The organism is Roseiconus lacunae (assembly GCF_008312935.1).
In the GTDB taxonomy this organism is placed as follows: Bacteria; Planctomycetota; Planctomycetia; order Pirellulales; family Pirellulaceae; genus Stieleria; species Stieleria lacunae.
This window is the reverse complement of the sequence record NZ_VSZO01000014.1, coordinates 28,936-50,131: the sequence shown is the minus strand read 5'-3', so window position 1 is coordinate 50,131 and position 21,196 is coordinate 28,936. Positions and strand designations below refer to the sequence as shown.

Sequence of the window (21,196 nt, the reverse complement as noted above, 5' to 3'; positions counted from 1 at the left end):
AACAGAACTGAGATTTTTCGCGACGGGATTAGACTTTTATGTATTCGGCGTTCTGGTTTCGGCGAACTGCCATGATGGCGGTGCTCTCGCTGGTTTTTGGTGGAGTGGCTTCTGAAGTTCTGCAGGCCGCAACGATTGACGACCCTGACTTTGCGGTACAAGGCGAATACAGCGGTGAGCAACGCAGTATGCAGGTCGTCGCAATCGGCGATGGTGAGTTCGAAATCACGGTGTTCGAGGCGCCGATCGAAAAACGATTCGCGGCATTGGAACCACCACGAGAACTCGATGGCGACGAAGACACGGTTGCCGACCTAGCCGATTCACTCGGACTACGCCGCGTCGAACGAAAATCACCGACACTCGGTGCACAGCCGCCCCGCGGTGCCCAGGTGTTATTCGACGGATCAGAACAATCCCTGTCCAATTGGAAGAACGGCCAACGCGATGACGGTGGGCATCTTCAACAAGGCACCCAAACGGTCGCGACCTTCTCCGACTACCGTTTGCACCTCGAATTCCGTACGCCGTGGATGCCGACGAAGTCGGGCCAGGCTCGTGGTAATAGCGGCGTCTATCACCAAGGCCGCTACGAGACACAAATCCTTGATTCCTTTGGACTCGCAGGCAAGGACAACGAAACCGGCGGGATCTATGGAATCAAAGCCCCCGAGGTCAACGCCTGCCTGCCGCCGATGAGTTGGCAAACCTACGACGTCGACTTCACCGCTGCCCGCTACGATGGAAAACGAAAGGTCGCCGATGCGCGGATGACCGTTCGTCTAAACGGCGTGGTGGTGCAAAATGATGTTGCCGTCAGCTCGGCCACCCGTGCGTCGAAACTTCCCGAAGGTCCAACGCCGGGTCCGATCTATCTGCAAGATCACGGCGACGAGGTCCGCTTTCGGAACATTTGGATCGTGCCACGTGATCCCGTTCGTGAGGCAAAACGACCGATCGTTCCCGGCTTCGAACGGTTCTTTACCGCCGGTAATCCCGATCCCAATGCCCTCGGCGGCGAGATGCTGATCAGCAGTCTTGGCTGCACCGCATGCCACAGCGCCGATGAAGGTCCCCTGCCAACCAAACGCGGTCCTGACCTTTCAAACGTGGCCAGTCGAATGCGACCGGACGCCTTGCTGTCCATGGTGATCGATCCGCATCAAACCAAACGTGGAACAACGATGCCGGATCCTTGGCCAGGAGCCTCGCCATCGCAACGCAACGACAACGCATCCGCGATCGCCAGCTTTTTGTTGCTCGAGTCCGATCGCACCGAATGGAACGACCGCCCCTCTCGGAAATCGCAAGTCGCGATCGGTAAGGAACTTTATCATGCGGTCGGTTGTGTCGCTTGTCACGAAGCGTTCGACGGCCGCAAGACGGCGGCAAACATCACCGTGCCACTCGGCGACCTCGCCGCTAAGTACACCGTCGACGCCCTGGCCCGATTCCTTGGCAATCCACACGAGATCCGCAAAGGCGCCCGAATGCCTGCCTTGGTGGGATCTAAAGCGGACGCTTACAGTATCGCCGCCTACCTGACCCGAAAGGTAACCGAACGAAAATTCACGGTGAAGCTGCGGCGCAGTTTCTATCGCGGAAAGTGGAACAAGCTTCCTGATTTCAAATCACTCCAACCAGAATCGGTCACCACCGTGACTCGCTGGGATGACCAAAAAGCACTGAGTGAGAATAACATCGGGATTGTTTACGAAGCCAATCTCCGTGTTCCCGCTGACGGCGAGTACGAGTTTTCTCTGACCAGCGATGACGGCTCGCGACTTGTCATCGGTGGTCAAGAAATCCTTAACGATGGGATCCATCCTGCGACGACGAAGCAAGCCAAGTTTTCACTCAGAGCTGGCGTTCACCCCATTCGGATCGAGTTCTTCAACGGGGGCGGTGGGGGCGAACTTTCAGTTCATATCCGTGACCCGTTGGCCGGCAGAGTGCGTCTCGAAGAAATGCTCGACTCGGGAGAACAGCTTCCCGATACTTTGCTCGAAAGCGACTTCCAACCCGAACGATCATTGGTCACCAAAGGACGCGTGTTGTTTCAGACGGCCGGCTGTGCCGCCTGCCACTCGTTCGACGCACACGCGTTGGGTGCGGAGGTGACATCCAACACCAAGGCTCCCGAGTTGGCGGACGTCAACACCGACCGAGGATGCCTTGCCGATCAAGTTCGTGCCCCCGCTGTCGATTACTCGTTGGGCGACCGACAACGTGTTGCGATCGCCGCGGCGATCGAACGACGTCAGGCCAACGGTGGAACACTTCCCAAAGTATCTCAGGCCGACGAAGTGCATCTCGCTATGGCAGGAATGAACTGCTACGCCTGCCACACACGAAACGGACTTGGCGGCCCGGATGCCACCCGAGACACGGCCTTCCAAACGACGACCATCGAAATGGGATGGGAAAGCCGGATGCCACCGCCACTCGATGGTGTCGGGGATAAGTTGCGCGACGACTACCTTCATCGTACGATCGCCGAGGGTGCGAACGAGCGACCTTACATGCTGACACGAATGCCCGGCTTCGGCAAAGACGTGCTCGGTCATCTGGCCGACTCGTTCGTCAAACTCGATCGGATCAATGCCGGCGATCTGGCGACGGACCTATCGGAAGAGGTGATCCATGATGGGCAAAGCTTGGTCGGCGCGACGGGGCTATCCTGCATCAAATGCCATGCTTACGGCGGCGAGAAAGGCGGCGGGATCGGCGTGATCGATCTCCGCTCCATGGCGAAACGACTGCGGTCGGATTGGTTCCATCGCTACCTGCTCGATCCGATCAAATACCGTCCCGGAACACGGATGCCGAACAGTTTCCCCGATGGACGCAGTACGTTTACAAAGCTTTACGACGGTGACGCAGATCAGCAGATCGGTGCAATTTGGTCGTATCTCAATGCCGGCGACTCGGCACAAGAACCACTGGGCCTTCGGGCCGGCTCGATCCTATTGACCGCCACGGAAAAACCTCGCATCTATCGGAACTTCTTCGAAGGCGTCTCCGGTCGTGGTATCGCCGTCGGTTACCCCGAAGGAATCAACCTGATCTGGGATGCCGAACGGTTCGGACTCAATACGCTCTGGCGAGGCGATTTTATCGACGCATCGCGTCACTGGAACGGCCGCGGTCAAGGACGCACCACACCGATCGGAAACGGTGTCACGCCACTGGAAACGCGGACGCCAATCGTAATCGGCGATTCGGTCAATCTCCGATGGCCGTCCGAAGACGGTCGCGCCCAGGGGTATCGCTTCAAAGGCTATCGATTGAACGCCGCAGGCCAACCTACGTTCCGGTACCTGATCGGCGGAGCAATGATTGAAGATCATGTTCAGCCGCTCAGTGAATCATCGCTGATCCGCACGATCAAGGTACGCTGGAACGATGACGCCACCCCAGAATCTCTCGTCTGGCGGGTCGCCGATCGCGGTGATGTCAAACTGTCAGACTCTGGCTTCCAATTCGGAGCGGTGCATCTCAAACTCGACACCAAAGCCGAATTGGTTTCTGTTGACGGAAAGAACGAACTGCGTGTTCTGCTACCAGCCAAGCGTGATGTCGAAGTCACCGAGGTGATTCGTTGGTAGATGTTGAAACAATAAGCGTTCGCATCGACTCTGCCCGCCCGACTTTTTTCCACTTTACCTTTGCATCTGATCGCAACCATGATTGCTTCCACATCGAATGATTTTCGAAGCGGACTATCGCTCGCCCTCTGCCTTATCGCGAGCCTGGTGATGGCGCAGGCGCCCCCCAACGCACCTCAAGAATCCGACTACTACAAGATCACGACTTTCGAGCCCCCGCTTGGTGAAGTCATCGAAGCTTGCGGATTCCAAATGATGCCGGACGGCAAGCTAGCCGTGTGTAGCCGACGCGGTGACATTTTCTTAATCGATCGCCCGTTGGCCGATCGTGTTTCCGCCGAACAGTTTTCGATCTACACGCGCGGCCTGCACGAACCGCTTAGCCTGGGGTATCGCGACGGATGGCTCTATGCGACTCAGCGCTGCGAAGTGACTCGGATGCAAGACTTCGATGGCGACGGTGCCGCCGAGACATTTGAAACGGTCGCCGATGGATGGGGTGTCTCAGCTGACTATCACGAATACGCTTTTGGGTCCAAACCTGACGCCGATGGCAACCTGATCGTGACATTGTGTTTGACCGGATCGTTCAACAGCGACGTGCTGTACCGTGGCTGGGCCGTCAAAGTCACCTCCGACGGCGAAACCATTCCCTTTGCGAGCGGAGTTCGATCGCCGGGCGGAATCGGTGCCGATGCGAAGGGACGCCTGTACTACACCGATAATCAAGGCCCCTGGAATGGGACCTGTTCGATGAAGCCGCTGATCGAAAATCGCTTCGTCGGTCACCCGGGCGGATTCCGTTGGTATGAACAAGCGCAGTCCGTGATGGGGCCGAAACCGACCGAACCCCAAAGCGGTTCGCGCATCGTGACGGAGATGGAACGGATCAAAGAACTGGAACCTCCGACCGTCATGTTTCCCTACGGCAAGATGGGCAAGAGTGCGTCGGGAATCGCATGTGATACGACCGCAGGCAAATTCGGTCCATTCGAAAATCAACTGTTTGTCGCCGATCAATCCGCCAGCACGATCATGCGTGTCTATTTGGATGAGTTCGACGGAAAGGTTCAGGGCGTTTGCTTCCCATTTCGGTCAGGCTTTGCATCCGGAAATGTCGGCGTTGAGATGACCGAAACGGGCGCATTGTTCGTCGGCGGAACTAACCGCGGTTGGGGCAGCGTCGGCAGTCGCAACTTTGCGATCGAACGGCTGGATTGGACGGGGAAAACGCCGTTCGAGATCCTTGCGATGCGATTGCAAGCCGATGGGTTTGAACTTGAATTTACCGAGCCGGTCGACGAGAAAACGGCAAGCGATCCCGCCAGCTATTCATTGGAAACATACACGTACGAGTACCGTTCCCAGTACGGTAGCCCTGAAATCGACCACACCAAACCAACGATCCAATCAGCCACGGTTTCAGATGACCGCCGACGCGTGAAACTGGTCATCGATGGCCTGCAACGTGGACACGTTCATGAATTGGTCAGCAAAGGAGTTCGAAACCAGCAAGGTCAATCGCTGTTGCACACCGAAGCGTATTACACGTTGAATTACCGTCGTTAATCGCGAGATGCCCGAACGGTTCCCGTCTTTCGCTTCACCGGACATCGCGGTCTCGCTTCCTACGCAAGTACATCTTTGACGACGTGCGCTTCTTCCACACCGGTCAGACGAAAATCCAAACCTTGGAATTTATAAGTCAATCGGTTGTGATCGATGCCCAATAAATGGAGCATGGTGGCATGAAAGTCACGCACATGCACCTTGTCTTCGACAGCGTTGTATCCGAATTCGTCGGTCGCCCCATGGGTAAATCCAGGTCGCACGCCACCACCGGCCATCCACATGGAAAAGCCTTTGATGTGATGATCGCGGCCGGTCCCTTGAGCCATCGGGGTTCGACCAAATTCACCGCCCCAGATGATGAGCGTGTCATCCAACATACCGCGTTGTTTTAAATCGAGAACCAATGCCGCGGTCGCTTGGTCGACCAGCCGCGAAGTGGTTTCAACGCCTTTCTTGACGCCGCCGTGATGATCCCATCCGCGGTGATAAAGCTGAATAAACCGAACGCCACGTTCGGCCAAGCGGCGAGCCAACAAACAGTTACTCGCGAACGAACCATCTCCGGGTACACACCCGTAACGATCGATCGTGGCTTGGGTTTCGTCGGACATGTCGGTCAATTCGGGGACCGACGCCTGCATTCGGAAAGCCATTTCGTAAGCCGCCAGACGCGTCGTGATTTCGGGATCACGAAGATCCGCGTTGCGACGAGCGTTGATGGAGGCAACCGCGTCGATGATCTCGCGTTGTCGCGACCGATCGACGCCGGCTGGGTTTTGGACATAGTGCACGGGACTACCGCTGGCATGCATCTGTACGCCTTGAAACCGACTGGGGAGGAACCCCGAATGCCATTGCCGGGAACTAATCGGTTGACTCTGGCCGCCGCCTTCGCTGGTCAACACGATGAATCCGGGCAGGTCTTCTGTCTCGGCGCCGAGTCCATATAGCACCCACGCGCCCATCGACGGGCGCCCGCTGATCGCGGTCCCGGTGTTAAAAAACGTGTGTGCCGGGTCATGATTGATCTGTTCGGTGTGCATGGATTTGATCACACACATTTGATCGGCCAAACCACCGATGTGTGGCAACACGTCGGAGATCATCAATCCGCTTTCGCCACGCGGGGAAAAGCCATGCTGTGGCCCCATGATTTTCAACTCTCGCCCTTGTAGCTGAGCGATCGGTTGTCCGGCGGTGACCGATTCCGGCATCGGTTTCCCGTCAAGTCGCGCTAGCTCCGGCTTGTAGTCGAATGTCTCCAAATGGCTTGGGCCACCAGCCATACAAAGGTGGATGACGCGTTTAACCTTGGGGGAATGATGAGACGAACGACGAGGATCGAAATCGGCAAGCCCGCTACGTGAGAGCAGGTTCGCAAACGCTACCGAACCGATCCCGGTCCGCCGTAAGAACGTTCGCCGCGCCAATGTAAATGGATCGGAATTTTGCATGGAATTAATAACGTGTGATCGATTCGTTGAGATTCAACAAGACGCGTGCGACGCTGGCCCAAGCGGCAACTTCGGCTGCATTTAAATTAGGATCCGCCGCCGCGTTACCTTGGGATAGGAGCGCGATCGCTGCGCCATGATCGCGTTGGTAATGAGCGAGATGTGATTGAAAAAGCTGCCGAAGCGTCATGGCGATCGCCTCGTCTATCGGTCGGGAGAGCGCAATTTGATACGCCCACTCGATCTTCGCCTCGGTGTTTTCGCCACCCTCGCGCATGATTCGTTCGGCGAACACTCGCGCGGCTTCGACGAAGGTCGGATCGTTCAGCAAAACGAGCGCTTGCAGCGGCGTGTTTGATCTGGCACGCGATGCCGTGCATTCTTCACGACTGGGCGCATCGAACGCCTTCATCATCGGGTGCAAAAACGTGCGTTGCCAATGGGTGTAAAGCCCACGGCGGTATTGAGCGTCGCCTTGATCGGCGACGTACTGACGGCGTGGAAAATTAAGCTGGGCGTAATAGCCGGCCGGTTGATAAGGCCGCACGCTTTCACCGCCGACTTGCTCGACCAACAATCCACTAATCCACAACGCGGTGTCGCGAACCATCTCGGCATCCAAACCGAACCGCCCCTGACGGGCAAACCATTCGTTATACGGATCGTCCGCGAGTTGTTGGGGTGTCGGGGTCGAACGACGCTGATAAGCATCGGACAAGACAACCGATCGTATCAACTGTTTCACGTCCCATCCCGATCTCACAAAGTCGATCGCCAACGCATCCAGTAGGTCCGGGTAAGACGGATAAGTCCCTTGCCCGCCGAGGTCATCGACGCTTTGGCAGATCCCTCGACCGAACAACAGTTTCCAAACCCGGTTGGCCATCGTCCGCGCCGTCAGTGGATTGTTGGGATCACAAATCCAGTCGGCTAAGTCCAATCGAGTCGCACGTCGATCACCGATCTCAAGACGTCCCAAGAATTCGGGGATCGCCGGCGTCACCAGTTCCCCCGAATCGTCCATCCAATTTCCTCGGGGAAGCACGCGAATCGGACGCGGATCGACCGCTTTGGAGATCACGGTTTGCGGAGCCTGCTTGCGAATCGCTTCGAGCGAGGATTGAAGTTGATCGATCGAACGAAGATGAGCCTGCATCGGTTCGGTCTGGGCGACAAACGTGTCGTGCAATTGCTTCGTTTGATCTGGGTGACGCTCAGAGGCCGGGGTCTCGATGGCTTCTCGAAAGGCCTCCGAACGACGCATGTCTATCTCGACGCCGGCTTCATCCCAATAAACGTTGCCGCCAAACTGACTGAAAGCGATACCGTTCACCTTGTCCCCCGCTTTCAAACCGACTTCGTCGGCGTCAACCTCCAACCGTACCCAGGTTCCGATTTCGGGTAATCCGCCGGCACGGCGATACGCATTATTGCTTTGGGTCTGACGACCGTAGCTGATCGCGTCACTGCCCCAAACTTTGCGTTGATTCCAGTCGCCGTCATTGATCTGCAACATGATCGCATCGGGCGGAGACTTGGGATCCAAGTACACCCAAGAAAAAAATCGTGTTCCGGTTTCAACGTCGACGGGCTGGGGCAATTTCTCGAAAAAGTGTTGCGTTAGCCCGTCGGACGCTTGGCGACGAACGAACTTTCCCGAATGCGGCGGAAAGTCCGGTTCGATGAACTTCCATTCGCCGCTCAAACGCGCCCCGGTTGGCTCGGCTTCGTCGACCAACGACGTCGTTTGCAAACGTGGCTGATCGAGGTTCGCGAGTTCGTTTTCCTCCCATTCCGCAAAACGCCGTAACAATTCCTGACGCAGTGGTTCCGTTTGTTTCCGTAGCGACTCGATTTTCAGATCGATCGCTTCGATCTGTGATTGTTGTTCGGCGGTCGGAACCGGAATCATTGGCGGTCGGCTGCGGGCTGAGTAAACGCCGCGTTCATCAAGGTCGGCAAAGAACGCGCCGAGCGAATAAAAGTCACGCGTCGTGTACGGATCGTACTTGTGATCATGACACTGGGCGCAGCCCATCGTTGCCCCCAAAAACACTTGCGACACATTACGAACACGGTCGGCAAAGTAAATCGCCAAGTACTCTTTTGCCTGCGATCCGCCTTCTTCGGTCGTCTGGTTCAGTCGGTTGTAGCCTGACGCGACAAGGGTCTGAAGATCCTGGTCGGGAATCAGATCGCCGGCGAGTTGTTCGCGAACGAATTGATCGTAGGGCTTGTTGGAATTGAACGACCGGATCACATAATCGCGATACGGAGACTGCGAGACATTTTGATCCCCGTGATAGCCGACCGTGTCCGCGTACCTGACCAAATCAAGCCAGTAGACGGCCATTCGTTCGCCGAACCGTGGCGAATTAAGGTACTGGTCAACCAAGCGAACATAGTTGGCTTTGCTGGGGTCACGGACAAACGATTCGACATCGGTTTGATTGGGAGGAAGTCCGTTAAGGTCGAACGACAACCTCCGAATCAATGTCACCGGATCGGCAGTTTCGGCGGGGGAAAGCTTCAGTTCAGCTAGCTTCGAATCAATCGTCGTATCGATCGCCATCGTCACTGACTCCGCGCGATCAAGCGCATCGGGGCGCATCGGTTCGAACGCCCAATGCTGCTCATAGATCGCACCTTCATTGATCCAGCGGGCGAGAACTTTCTTTTCCGCGTTGGTCAGTTTTTTGTGCGAGTTCGGCGGCGGCATGATCAAGTCGGCATCTTCGGCGAACACGCGCGCGATGACTTCACTGGCTTCGGCATCGCCGGGGACGATCGCTCCTGAGTCTTCGACCGCTTGTTCACGAAGGTCCAATCGCAACCCGCCTTCGACGGTTTGCGCATCGGGCCCATGACAGGCAAAGCACTTGTCGGTCAAGATCGGACGAACGTCTCGGTTGAAGCGAAGCATCTCATCCGCGGTCGCCGACGGGGCGAACCATACAAACGCAAGCACAAACAAGATTGGCCGCGTCGATCGAATGGACGATTGCAACGCTCGCTTAGCAGAAGACATGAGTGCGAAGTTCATCGAGAGAGTCTGGCGGGATAGCGAAGATGCCGAAGCGGTACACACGATGGAAATGCGGAACGCGTCACATCAAGACAACGCTGGAAGGAAGGGAGCTAACACGACGGATCGGTGTCAGCGGCGCGCCTTGAGTTCATTGTAATTGTTCCTAAAACTTCACGGGTTTGCAGGATTGCGAAAACCGGATGCCACATTGCATCGTCATGTTTGATGTGTTCTGCTAAATCCTTCGGTATCACTGTTTTTGATTTCTTGGAGACTTAAATGTCCAAACTGAAGTTCGTTTTTGCCTTGGCCGTCATGCTCGCACCCCTCGCTATCGCAGGATGCGGCGGTAACGAAACCAACGTTGTCCCGCAGGACCCAGAAATGGACGCGGCCGCTGAAGAAGCGTACGAGCAAGAATCGTACGGCGAAAACGCTGACGACGCTTCGCAAAACTAAGCTCTCCAAAAAAGAGCGCAGTTGCATTCGCCGTCCTGTGGGTCAACCATCCGGCGAAGCAGACCGATCGAGCGATAATTCCGTCGATCCAATCACCAACCCACCAGCACCCCCATGCTGGTGGGTTTTTTCGTGAAATGTCAGATCAAACACAAACGGTGTCGCTTTCGCACGGACGCAAGCTGCTTCGCTGAACCGCCGAACACCACCCCTAAGAGCGGGTTCTCATGTTTTTGCACATTTTTCAAGTTTCTAATGCTCAGTTGTCGTTAACGTGCCACGAAATTTCGATAGGATGATGTGTAGGGAGGGTTATTTGCCCTCGCACTTTTTCATCTCGTCTTTTGGAGTTCTGTGTATGAAGGGAACACGCAAACAGACCGCCGGTTTCACGCTTGTGGAGCTGCTGGTCGTGATCGCGATCATTGGCATCCTGGTGGGGTTGTTGCTACCCGCCGTTCAGGCTGCTCGCGAAGCGGCTCGTCGCATGAGCTGCAGCAATAATTTCAAGCAAATTGGCTTGGCATTGCACAATTATCATTCCGCATTTAAGAACCTACCGGCCCAAGCTGGCGGTACATTCCACGAAACCAGCAACGGTAATCCGGGCGGAACTGACTTCACCGACAACAACCGCCGCCGATTGAGCTGGTTGGTGCCGCTGACGTCGTTCATGGAGCAACAAGGCTTGTGGGACAAGATCCGTTCGGCATACGACCGCGACGGCGACGGTACGTTGGACTTCTCCGCCAACGGGCCGCGTCCCTGGGCAACCAACTACGAACCTTGGATGACTCAAATTCCAACGCTTCGTTGCCCTTCTGATCCAAGCATCCCGCCTCCGGGAATGGCGCGTACGAATTACGCCGCAAACATTGGTGATTCGACTGACTGGGTGAACCACGGGTTCTGGCGCTGGCAAGGCGGCACCTGGAACCAGGGTCACATCAACAGTGCGAATGCCAGTAACCGCGGGTTCTTTTACAACCGCCGTTACATGAAGTTCCGTGACGTCCTTGACGGCTTGTCCAACACGATCGCTGCCGGCGAGATCGCCAACAGCCTTGGTGACCGCGACATCCGTACCGATCCGTACTATGGAATCGGTTGGAACACGATTCACGGGCGCGATGGTGCTGCCGGCCCAAGTGCTTGTGCGGACGCTGGCTTGATCGATCCCGAACGACCACGCTTCTGGGACGAATCGGTCGGAAACACCAATCCGGGTCTACGCAATAACAACTGGAAACGTGGTTACCGCTGGTGTGACTCGGTTCCCGTTTACACCAGTATCACCACCATCCTGCCTCCAAACCGCGAGGTTTGTATGGGCGGCGGCGGCGACTTCGACACCGGTGTTGAACCGCCAAGTAGCCGTCACCAAGGTGGGGCACACGTCCTGATGGGCGATGGTGCGGTGATCTTCATGACCGATTCGGTCGAAGCCGGTGACCCACGTCACCCCGTGGTTCAAAACCACGGCGGAACCAATGCGGCTTACCCAGGTTCGTCGCCAGGTTCGAAGAGCCCCTATGGTTTGTGGGGTGCTTTGGGAACTCGTGCCAGCAACGAAGTTGTTGAAGAAGCGTTGAACCAGTAATCTCGGGTACGCCCAGATATCGATTAGGATGCCCTGCGTGTCGATACCGGCACGCAGGGTTTTTTGTTTTAAGAGAACAACATGCGACTCGCCTTACGTTGCATCAGCTATTTCGCTGTCCTGCTACCTATTGCACTTGGTGGATGTGGACGCGATTCCCAAGACAATTTTGCGTCTTCGCCCGCCCCGAATGCTGCCACCCAAGCAAACGTTGCCACCCAAACTGATGCTGCCCCAATCAAATCCGCCGAACAAGCGTTTGAGCGTGGAGACTTGGAGGCCGCAGAGCAAGTGGTTCGGCAATTGATGCTGCGTCAGCCGGATCACCAACAAGCACGCCAATTGCTTGTTCGGATCAACGTACGGCAATCCAAATTCAAGGAAGCCGCCGAGATCCTTCTCACAATGGCTGCCGACGAAGCCACAAAAAATGAGCTTTCTGACAACGATTCCAATGAAATCGCATTTCGAATGCAGGCAGCAGAACTTTTGTTTTCCACCGAGCCGCTGGAAGCGATCGAGACGTTAGCCGACGCGGTCAAACGCGCCCCGGACCATCTGGTCGCACGGCGATTGTATGCCGGGATGCTTAACGAACAAGGATTTCGTTTCGACGCCAACGAACAGTTGCGCTACTTAGCTGCTCGATCGATACTTACGCTTCGCGAACTGATCGCGCTGGTCAACCCGATGCTGACTTGGGTTCAATTCAGCGAAAAGCCCAACATCGATGACCCGCAAACGGTCAAACAAAACGGCGTGCTCAATGTTGTCGCGGCCCTCCGAGCCAATGGCGATGTCAGAGAAGCTAGACTAGTTCTTGAACGTAGCGAACTACTCACGAAGCGACGCCACCCCGCTGCCGTCGCGATGCAAGGTTACTTGCTGGTGCTCAACCAAGATTTCGATGCACTTCGGCAATGGGCATCCGAACCATCGCAGTCACTCCGGCGATACCCCGCTTACTGGCTCGCGATCGGAAGCTTGCTTGAACAGCAAAACGATCCTTCTTCTGTCGGCTGCTTTTACGAGGCGTTGCGTCGCGAGCCCGGCTCCATGGAAGCGGCAACCGCGCTCACCCAAGCCCTGACCACCCAGCAGAAACAAACCAAAGCAGATCAACTTCGCGACTATCAAAAGTCGATTAACGAGTCCCAGGCATTGGCCTACAAAATGGGATCCGGTGGCCCCCCCAATCCCTACCTCGCTCGCGAGATGGGACGAGTCATGAAGACGCTTGGACGACCGGTCGAAGCAATCGCTTGGCAAGAAACCGTGATTCAGGCGACGGCGCCGACAGCACGCCAACTCGCGGTCTTGGCCAAACACAAACAACAGTTGTTGCGTCATCCGAACCATTGGAGCTTACCTCCCCTGGAAACGATTGCAGCCACGGTCGATCTGAAGCTGTTAGAGCGGCGACTCCGAGAGTTGACTCGCCAATCTGATCCTGCTGAAACGAGGGTGTCAAGGAATCCAACAAGCCATCCGATACCGCTTCGGCCAAGGTTTGTCGATATCGCCAAACGGTCTGGCATCACGATGCGACACTTCAATCGGCCCGAACGGATCGAAAAGGAGTTCCGTCTTTTCGAAGCACTCGGAAGTGGTGTCGCGGCGCTGGACTATGACCTTGACGGAAAAGTCGATTTGTATCTCGGCCAAGCCGGTAGCGATCCGCCGCACGGAGTCAGCCTGCATTCGAACTCGTTGTATCGAAACCTTTACGACCAAACTGTCGTCGGTAACCAGTCCTTCATCGAGGTCAGCAAGACGGCGCATTGCGAGGACAATCAATACACCCATGGCGTCACCGCTGGGGACTGGAACCAAGACGGAATGATCGATCTTGTCGTTGGCAACGTCGGCACCAATCGGATCTTGGTCAATCAAGGCGACGGAACATTTCGTGAGATTGACGACGCAAGGTTACCCGAAAACTGGAACCAAGCGAGTGTAACCATGGCTATCGGAATCGCCGATCTAACAGGCGACGGGTTGCCAGATCTTTGCGAAGTCGAGTATGTCGACGACCCATCGGTCTTCAACGAAATTCAATATCATCCCTCTGGCGAGCCCATCAAGCTTCCCGGCCCAAAACATTTTCGCCCTGCTAACGCCAAAGTCTGCGTCCATCAATCCGATGGAACGGTGAAGCGTCAGACCCTGGGCCGCCCAGAGGCCGATGCCAGCACCGGCTTAGGGCTTTTGATCACGGACCTGGACGGTGATCGAACCAACGAAGTGTTTGTTGCCAACGATCAAAACCCAAACCATTTGTGGAAACTGAATTCAAGTGATCAAAATCCGACTTGGTCGGAGATTGCCGTGCAACGCGGCGTCGCTTTTGGCACCGGGGGCAAACCGATGGCGTGCATGGGAGTCGCTGCCGCAGATTTCGATGGCAACGGACACGTCGACTTGCACATCACAAATTTCAATGGCGAATGCTCGAATCTATATCTACAACAAGACAACGAGTTGTTTGTCGACCAGGCGATCGCCTTCGGGCTCGACCAAGCAACCGTTCCGATGGTGGGCTTTGGCACCCAAGCATTCGATTACGACCACAACGGTAGTCTTGACCTTGTGATTGCCAATGGACACATCGAAGACCTTCGCCAAAAAGGAAAACCATTCCGAATGCCCACCCAAATATTGGCGCGGCGGGACAATCATTTCCATCCGATCGACGTCGAGGGATCCGATGACTATTTCCAAGCAGAACATCTCGGTCGATGCGTCGTCACCCTTGATCACAATCAAGACGGTCGGTTAGATCTTGCCATCACTGATTTAGTGGATGATTTCGTCTTGCTCGAAAACCAAACCGAGTCAACCGGACAAGCGATCATGCTTGAGTTGATCGGGACGAAGTCGGAACGTGACGCGATCGGAACCAGAATAGAATTGACCGCCGGTCGAAAGCGGCACGTTGCTTGGGCTCAGACCGGCGATGGTTACCTTGGTAAAAATGAAGCGGTCATTCACATCGGCATCCACCAAGCGGACGTCATCGACAAATTGGTCGTTGATTGGCCGAGCGGACAACGGCAAGTGTTTACGAACATTGCTCCCTCCCAGCGAATGCTGGTCATTGAGAACCAGTCGGAACTGTGGCCGCGGTGAACAGGATATCTTGAGGACAACCTCAAGAGGTCACATCGATCGCGGCCACCAAGATCAACTCCCGCTCCTCGTCAAACCTCTCCTTTTCTTCGAATCATTTGCATCGAGGTCAACATTCCCATGGCAACTTGGTTCATTGCGATCGCGATCCTCGCCGTGGCAGTATGCGTTTTTTTAGGAATTCGATTCCGCAGTGGAGTCATGTTTCTCTCTGCCTCTGTGCTCTGCCTTGCCGCCCTTGCCGTCTTGATGCCGCGTGAGGTGAATCCGATCGCCGAGCAAAGTTTATCTGATCCGCCAGAGAGTGCCCCATCGAAGGTCGGCGAATTGAGGAGTAGCGAAACGATACGGCAAGGCGAACGCTCGAATTCGTCGCCCGATCAAACCGTGTCGCCTCGGCCAAACGCTGCGAGAACGACCGTGCCGCCTGCCAGTGCCGGGGAACAACCAAGTGACGATACACCGGACGTCACGCTAGCCAAACTGGAAGTGTTCCGACCGATCGAAGTTCCGACAGACGGGTTCGTGGGTTCTGACGCGTGCGTCGACTGCCACCCCAACAATCATGCGACTTGGGCAGCGTCGTATCACAGCACGATGACTCAAGTCGCCGATCCCGAGATCGTGCTAGGTGACTTCGATGATGTGTCGATCACCAACCTTGGACATCAGTACAAGATGCAGATGAAAGACGGGGTGTGTTCGGTCGTAACAACGGACCCTGAAGACCCAAGCAAGCTGATCGATGCACCGGTCGTAATGACCACAGGCTCGCATCACATGCAAGTCTATTGGTTCGCGACCGGCGAACAACGCTTGGTTGGCATGTTCCCATTGATCCACCTAAACGAAACGGGAGAATGGATTCCCCGGCAATCTGCGTTCTTGGTGCCACCGGGAATCGATTCGTCATTCGAAATGGGCCGCTGGAACGATGTCTGTAGCGGGTGCCATTCGACACAGCGAAAGGGGCGACGTCTTGCTTCCGGACAATGGGACACACATGTCGGCGAATTCGGGATTTCGTGCGAGGCTTGCCACGGCCCCGGCGCCGACCACCTTGCCTTTCACGCTCAACCGTCTCGATCGCTCGAAGATGAAGGATCGGCAAATCGTCTCGCTAAGGATCCGATCGTCAACCCGGCCAACCTTTCGAAAGTTCGGTCGGGTCAAGTCTGTGGCCAGTGCCACTCGGTCATCGATCCCAAACGAATGGACTTACAGTTTCAAGAACACGGACACCAATACCGGCCCGGCAAAGATCTAACCGAAACGCATAGCGTGTGGCATCGCGATTCACCCGAATTCGAACGAACACGAAAGACACTGAACTATCCCGACTTGGATACCCTACTCAACGAAACGTACTATCCAGACGGAATGATCCGTGTCAGTGGCCGTGAATACAATGGTTTGATCGATTCACCTTGCTACCTCAACGGCGAAATGACTTGCCTGTCGTGCCACGATCTTCATCAAGACGCGTCCGACACGCGTCCCATCAAGGAATGGGCCAACGATCAACTGAGCGAAAAAGCGTTGGCCAACGATGCATGCACGCAGTGTCATGACTCGCAGCAATACGGAACAACGCACACTCACCATGCCCCCGAATCGGTTGGTTCGAATTGCTATAATTGCCACATGCCCCACACGACGTACGGATTGTTGAAAGCGATTCGTAGCCACCAAATCAGCAGCCCCGATGTTGGGAAAGACCATGCCGCGAAACGTCCCAACGCCTGCAATTTGTGCCACCTCGACCAAACGTTAGCCTGGTCGGCCGATCACTTAGATCAGTGGTACGACATCGAACCACCAACGCTTGACCCGGTCGAATCATCGATCGCCGCTTCGATCATTTGGCTGACGCGTTCGGACGCCGGCCAGCGGGCGATTGCCGCTTGGCATATGGGTTGGGAACATGCCCAGATCGCTTCGGGTAACGAGTGGCAATTGCCATTCTTGACCGCCCTTGTCGACGATGACTACGAAGCAATTCGATTGATCGCGCGACGCTCGATTCAATCGTTGCCGGGAGGGGCAGACTTTACCTTCGACGTGGTAACGTCAAGCACCTCGGACGAACGCCAACTCAAAGCACTGCAGTTATTACAAAGCTGGCTACAACGCAAGCGTTCGAAAGAAATCCAACGCCCCGAGCTGTTGATCCTCGGTGAAGAAGGGATCGCAGTCGATCAACTTCGAGCCTTGATCGATCAACGTGATCACACTCCGGTCAGCCTTAGCGAATGATCTTGATGTTTCGTCAAGCGATGAAACTAGGAGCAGTCGAATGGCGTCGGCCACGGTTTCGGTGAATTAACCGCAGCCAACACCGGTCGGATTATGAGCCACTTCCAAACATTGGCCCTAGCCACACATTAAGCCATCATGACCGATCGATTGGCAACCGACGGCGGGTGCGTCTCGATAGCTACCGAAGGTCTGCATCAACGCCACTGATTCTACAGCCTACTGTGCCGTCGGGTCGTTTTCGATTACCTCGGGGCTAGCCGGATCTTCTGGAGCCCGTTTACGAAGTTTCCGCTGCAGCGAGCGACGGTGAATGCCTAAACGACGTGCCGCTTCACTAATGTTTCCCCCGCAGTCTGAGAGCACGCGATGAATGTGCTCCCATTCGTTTCGTGCCAACGAAGGAGCCGGGAAACTGACTTCACCGGTCGGGACGGTGGGATCATCGCCCCGCGTAATTGCGGCCAGAATGTCGTCTGCATCAGCAGGTTTGCTCAAAAAATTCACCGCACCGGCTCGAACGGCGTCAATCGAGGCGGGGATACTGCCGAATCCGCTAAGCATGATAATGCGTGTGTTTGGACTCAGCTGCAGCAATTTTCGCAACAAATCCAATCCGGACCGTCCGGGCATTCGCAGATCCAACACGGCCAAGTCGGTTGGCGAGTGATGGAACACTTCGACTGCTTCGTCATAACTTCCCGCGGTTTGCACCAGAAAACCGCGTTGCCGCATGGCCATCGCCAACCGATCCCGCAAGATCACGGTATCGTCGACAAGAAGGATGCTGTCGGCACCGACATCGGCGGCCGTGTAAACCGGGGCGGAATCGTCTGTCATCATTTCTACTTCGGTGGTGGTCAGTGGATTGATTCGCGTACGTCTCTTCAACCGGACCAGCTCGCGGGCGTCAACGCCTCATTGTAGGTCACAGATCGATCGTCACCATCCCACCCCACGTTTGAACGCGTTGATTTATAGAATTCCTAGCGTCACCACAGGTCGACGCGGGCGGAGTCGCGCTACGCGAACCGGCGGCTGATCACGCCCAGCAAACCACCGCTGCAACATAGCCCTATCAGGGCAATGACAAACAATCCGCTACTCGCACGGAGCCGATCTTCCAGTTGATCGTTATTCATCGCCCGCTTAATTTTCGCCCGAACTTCGCTGTCAAACTCCAGTTCGACCGCAATTTCGTGAAGCTCTTCGTCGCCCTTGACAATCTTGCCCACGTAACGTCGAACGATCAGTTCGTCGTCGATCCATTGGTCACTTAGGAACGAGCCGTCGGAGATCCAGCCGGTCGATTCTTTGATGTAAAGTGCGACATTGGCACGCAGCAGCGCGACCAGTTTCTCTTCGCACTGTTCGATTGATTTACAGCCCCCGGTGCTGACCGGCCAAGTATGAACGCTACCGGAAAGGCTCGGTTCGGCGTCGGCCCACTGCGGCCAATCGTCGGGATACGTCACGTGGGTCATCGGGGCCACTGACAAGGGCGACGAACTGCTGTGTTTGCCGTCGGATTCATCTTGCGAATCGTTTACGCCAGACTTTCGCGCGGTTTCTTTTTCTTCGTCTAGGTTCGCTTTCACCTCGTTTCCTGCACCCGGTGTTTCGGTGTCCTCAGTCGGTGTGCTCGGTGTTTCGGTGATCGCCAACGTTCCTTCCGCTTTGTCGGCTTGAACCACTTCCGCATAGCCGACACTCGCGACCAAGGCGACAACGGCGACTGCGGTCATGGCGGGAAATAACTGCCTCATGAATTCACCTCCATGGCAAGCGAGTCATTGGCCCGAGTGTCACGTTTCCGGCGGCCGGTTTGCCGATCTGAGAAACGTGCGATTTCGGTTTCGTAGGAACGCGGGTTGATCCATGGGGCGGACATCTGCGTGGCAATCGCCAAACCTCCTGCGACCAATAATCCGATCGGCTGCGGGATGGGCAGCAATTGATGGACGCCCCAGGCGGCAACGCAGGTGACCGCGACGGCCCATAAACTTAGACGCGTGCGGCGCAAAGGATCAACGGTTTTCCACCATCGGATGCCCCCGAACAACAACGCAAAGTGCGCCATCATCCCGGATGCCCGGACGGTTCCGTTTTCATGATAAAGCGCTTGAGGAAGGTCACCTTGTAGCCAATCGCTTTGCGCCGGCATCGTGGACAACAAAAAGAAATCGGTCAGTGAATACGCCCACCAACCGACCAGTGCCCCGATCCCGGCGAGCACCAAGCGGCGTGGTAGGCCTTCGCCTTCGTCGCGTTCCCATAACTTGCCCAACAATAAAATGCCTTGGGCCCCGACGAGGACGACCAAAGCCATCCAAAAGAACGGGGCGAGTTCGATCGCTGTCACGTCCCCACTGCGAAGGCCAATGACCCCAGCGACGACAGCCATCGCAAGCACCGTCAAAGACGATGCCAACCAAGACGTATTCAACTCCGCCAAACGCACGAGGTTGTGCTTCGCACGCAACGTATTGCGAACCTCGGTCTTCCATTCATGCTTGCTTTTTGGTCGTTTGGGCTTTGCCGAAAGCGACGCGAGCTGATGGGCACGTGCATAACTGGGCTGCTCGTTGGTGTGCAGCACCATCTGGCGGATGATGTAGTACGGAACATAAATCGCCGCAAGGACGGACAACACCGGTAACAACCAACTGGTGTTGACAAACAGGATGAACGCTACAAATGCTCCGATCCAAAACCGTGAACGAGGCGATTGCTCGAGTGACTGCCACCACAGCCCTAAGTCGTACGTTGTTTTGCGGATCGCACGGAGCAACGGTTCTTCACCGGGCCGCTCGTAAGGAGGCCTTGTGACAGATGTGGCGGCGACTGTGGCAACCGGCTCGTGAAGCTGAGACTTGGCTTTGACTGCCCCCTTCGTTTGAGCGGTTGTCTTCGCGGTATCCACGCCGTTGACTTGATTGGGGTGAAGGCCGGGTAGAACGGCAGCGCTGGGCGCACCGATTTCAAGTGGACGAATCAGATCGGCAACCGTCGCGGGCCGTTTGGTGGGGTCTTTGTCCAAAGCCGAGGCGATGACTTCACGATAAGGCGACGCCACTGCGGAAAGATCTGGCAGCGCCGTCAGGTGCTTGACGATGATCTCGTGACAACTTTCACCGTCAAAGGGGACTCGTCCGGTCAATAACTCATACAAGATGATTCCGAGCGCATAAATATCGATCTCTCGCCCGTATTGCCCACGTCCAATTTCGGGTGCCATGTAGTGGAACGTGCCCACACTTTCGGTATGTCCGCCGCGTTGAGACGCGCTGATGTATTTGCTGAGGCCGTAGTCGCCGACCTTGACGATTCCCAGGTCGTCAAAAACATTGCCCGGCTTGAGATCGCGGTGGACGAGCCCGGCGCCATGCAAGTGCGAAACCCCGGCGGCGATCCCCGCAAACCATTGACGTGCGTCTGATTCGGGCAAGCCAGCCGGGTTTTGATCGAGTACTTCGCGGAGATTGTTCCCCGCGACATATTCCATCACTACCCAAGAGCCACCGTCACCGTCGCGGCAGATGTCATATAAGGAAACTAAATTGGGGTGCTTTAGATTTAGACATTGCGACACCCCTCGCAACTCGACTTCCAGGTTACGTTGAATTCGCTTGAGCGCAACCTCTTTGCCAGCCTCGCTGACGGCAAAGTAGACTTCACCGAATCCGCCGACACCGACCCCGCGCCGAATGGTATACGGCGAAAGCGGTTGTGCACCCGGTGGAAACGTGAAGGACATAGATTTCGATGCGCTGGAAGAGCTGGTGGCCGATTTCCCGGCAGTGACTCTCGGGGGGAACGTTCCCGCCGCTTGCCCTGCCGAAGTTTCGGCGAGCTCCATTTTATCGTTGATCGCGCCGCCGTCACGCGTTTGCTTTGAACTCTGCGCCGATCCGATCTGAACGAGCGGACTTTTGTTCGGTTTAAGAGACCCAAAAACAGCCTCAAACAGGTTCATTTTTCGAAAACAGCACTTTTCGCGACGCCCCGGGCCGTCCCCGGACAGTTTCGCCGACTGAGTTTCCGAAGCCGGATATCCCGGAACGCTGCGTCCTTTCGCGTGGCGCGGACC

General features: G+C 55.9%; 11 protein-coding genes. 6 read left to right on the top strand and 5 right to left on the bottom strand.

Annotated features, from left to right (window positions below; all coding sequences use genetic code 11):
- Positions 1 to 104: 104 nt before the first annotated feature.
- Both FYC48_RS18680 and FYC48_RS18675 read left to right on the top strand, forming a co-directional pair.
- Positions 105 to 3,608, top strand: a complete 3,504-nt coding sequence (locus FYC48_RS18680) for a family 16 glycoside hydrolase (RefSeq protein ID WP_160149612.1) — start codon at positions 105 to 107, stop codon at positions 3,606 to 3,608.
- Positions 3,609 to 3,686: 78 nt separating this feature from the next.
- Positions 3,687 to 5,177, top strand: coding sequence for a hypothetical protein (locus FYC48_RS18675; RefSeq protein WP_235034326.1), 1,491 nt, complete (start codon positions 3,687 to 3,689; stop codon positions 5,175 to 5,177).
- 59 nt (positions 5,178 to 5,236) lie between these two features.
- On the opposite strand, the gene FYC48_RS18670 is transcribed toward FYC48_RS18675, so the two are convergent.
- Together FYC48_RS18670 and FYC48_RS18665 are read right to left on the bottom strand one after the other, a co-directional pair.
- Positions 5,237 to 6,634, bottom strand: coding sequence for a DUF1501 domain-containing protein (locus tag FYC48_RS18670; RefSeq protein WP_149498311.1), 1,398 nt, complete (start codon positions 6,632 to 6,634; stop codon positions 5,237 to 5,239).
- 4 nt (positions 6,635 to 6,638) lie between these two features.
- On the bottom strand, positions 6,639 to 9,662 hold the full coding sequence (locus tag FYC48_RS18665; RefSeq protein WP_149498310.1) for a PSD1 and planctomycete cytochrome C domain-containing protein: 3,024 nt from the start codon (positions 9,660 to 9,662) through the stop codon (positions 6,639 to 6,641).
- 279 nt (positions 9,663 to 9,941) lie between these two features.
- Between FYC48_RS18665 and FYC48_RS18660 the strand changes: the two genes are divergently transcribed.
- The 4 genes from FYC48_RS18660 to FYC48_RS18645 all read left to right on the top strand — a co-directional run bounded on the left by FYC48_RS18660 (position 9,942) and on the right by FYC48_RS18645 (position 17,106).
- Positions 9,942 to 10,121: a hypothetical protein gene (locus FYC48_RS18660; protein WP_149498309.1), complete on the top strand. Its 180-nt coding sequence runs from the start codon at positions 9,942 to 9,944 to the stop codon at positions 10,119 to 10,121.
- A gap of 358 nt (positions 10,122 to 10,479) precedes the next feature.
- The gene (locus tag FYC48_RS18655; protein WP_149498307.1) at positions 10,480 to 11,721 is read left to right on the top strand and encodes a DUF1559 domain-containing protein; all 1,242 of its coding nucleotides are present in this window, start codon (positions 10,480 to 10,482) and stop codon (positions 11,719 to 11,721) included.
- Between the two features lie 81 nt (positions 11,722 to 11,802).
- Positions 11,803 to 14,850, top strand: coding sequence for an FG-GAP-like repeat-containing protein (locus FYC48_RS18650; protein ID WP_149498305.1), 3,048 nt, complete (start codon positions 11,803 to 11,805; stop codon positions 14,848 to 14,850).
- 120 nt (positions 14,851 to 14,970) lie between these two features.
- Positions 14,971 to 17,106, top strand: coding sequence for a cytochrome c3 family protein (locus FYC48_RS18645; protein WP_235034325.1), 2,136 nt, complete (start codon positions 14,971 to 14,973; stop codon positions 17,104 to 17,106).
- Between the two features lie 219 nt (positions 17,107 to 17,325).
- Here the strand turns inward: FYC48_RS18645 and FYC48_RS18640 are convergent, their stop codons facing one another.
- The 3 genes from FYC48_RS18640 to FYC48_RS18630 form a co-directional block, all read right to left on the bottom strand.
- A complete protein-coding gene (locus FYC48_RS18640) occupies positions 17,326 to 17,949 on the bottom strand; it encodes a response regulator transcription factor (protein WP_149498303.1) in 624 nt (207 codons plus the stop codon).
- Positions 17,950 to 18,128: 179 nt separating this feature from the next.
- Positions 18,129 to 18,872, bottom strand: a complete 744-nt coding sequence (locus FYC48_RS18635) for a hypothetical protein (protein WP_149498301.1) — start codon at positions 18,870 to 18,872, stop codon at positions 18,129 to 18,131.
- Entirely contained in the window at positions 18,869 to 21,082 is a 2,214-nt protein-coding gene (locus tag FYC48_RS18630) for a serine/threonine-protein kinase (RefSeq protein WP_160149611.1), read from the bottom strand. The genes FYC48_RS18635 and FYC48_RS18630 overlap by 4 nt, the downstream gene beginning before the upstream one ends.
- Between the last annotated feature and the right edge of the window lie 114 nt (positions 21,083 to 21,196).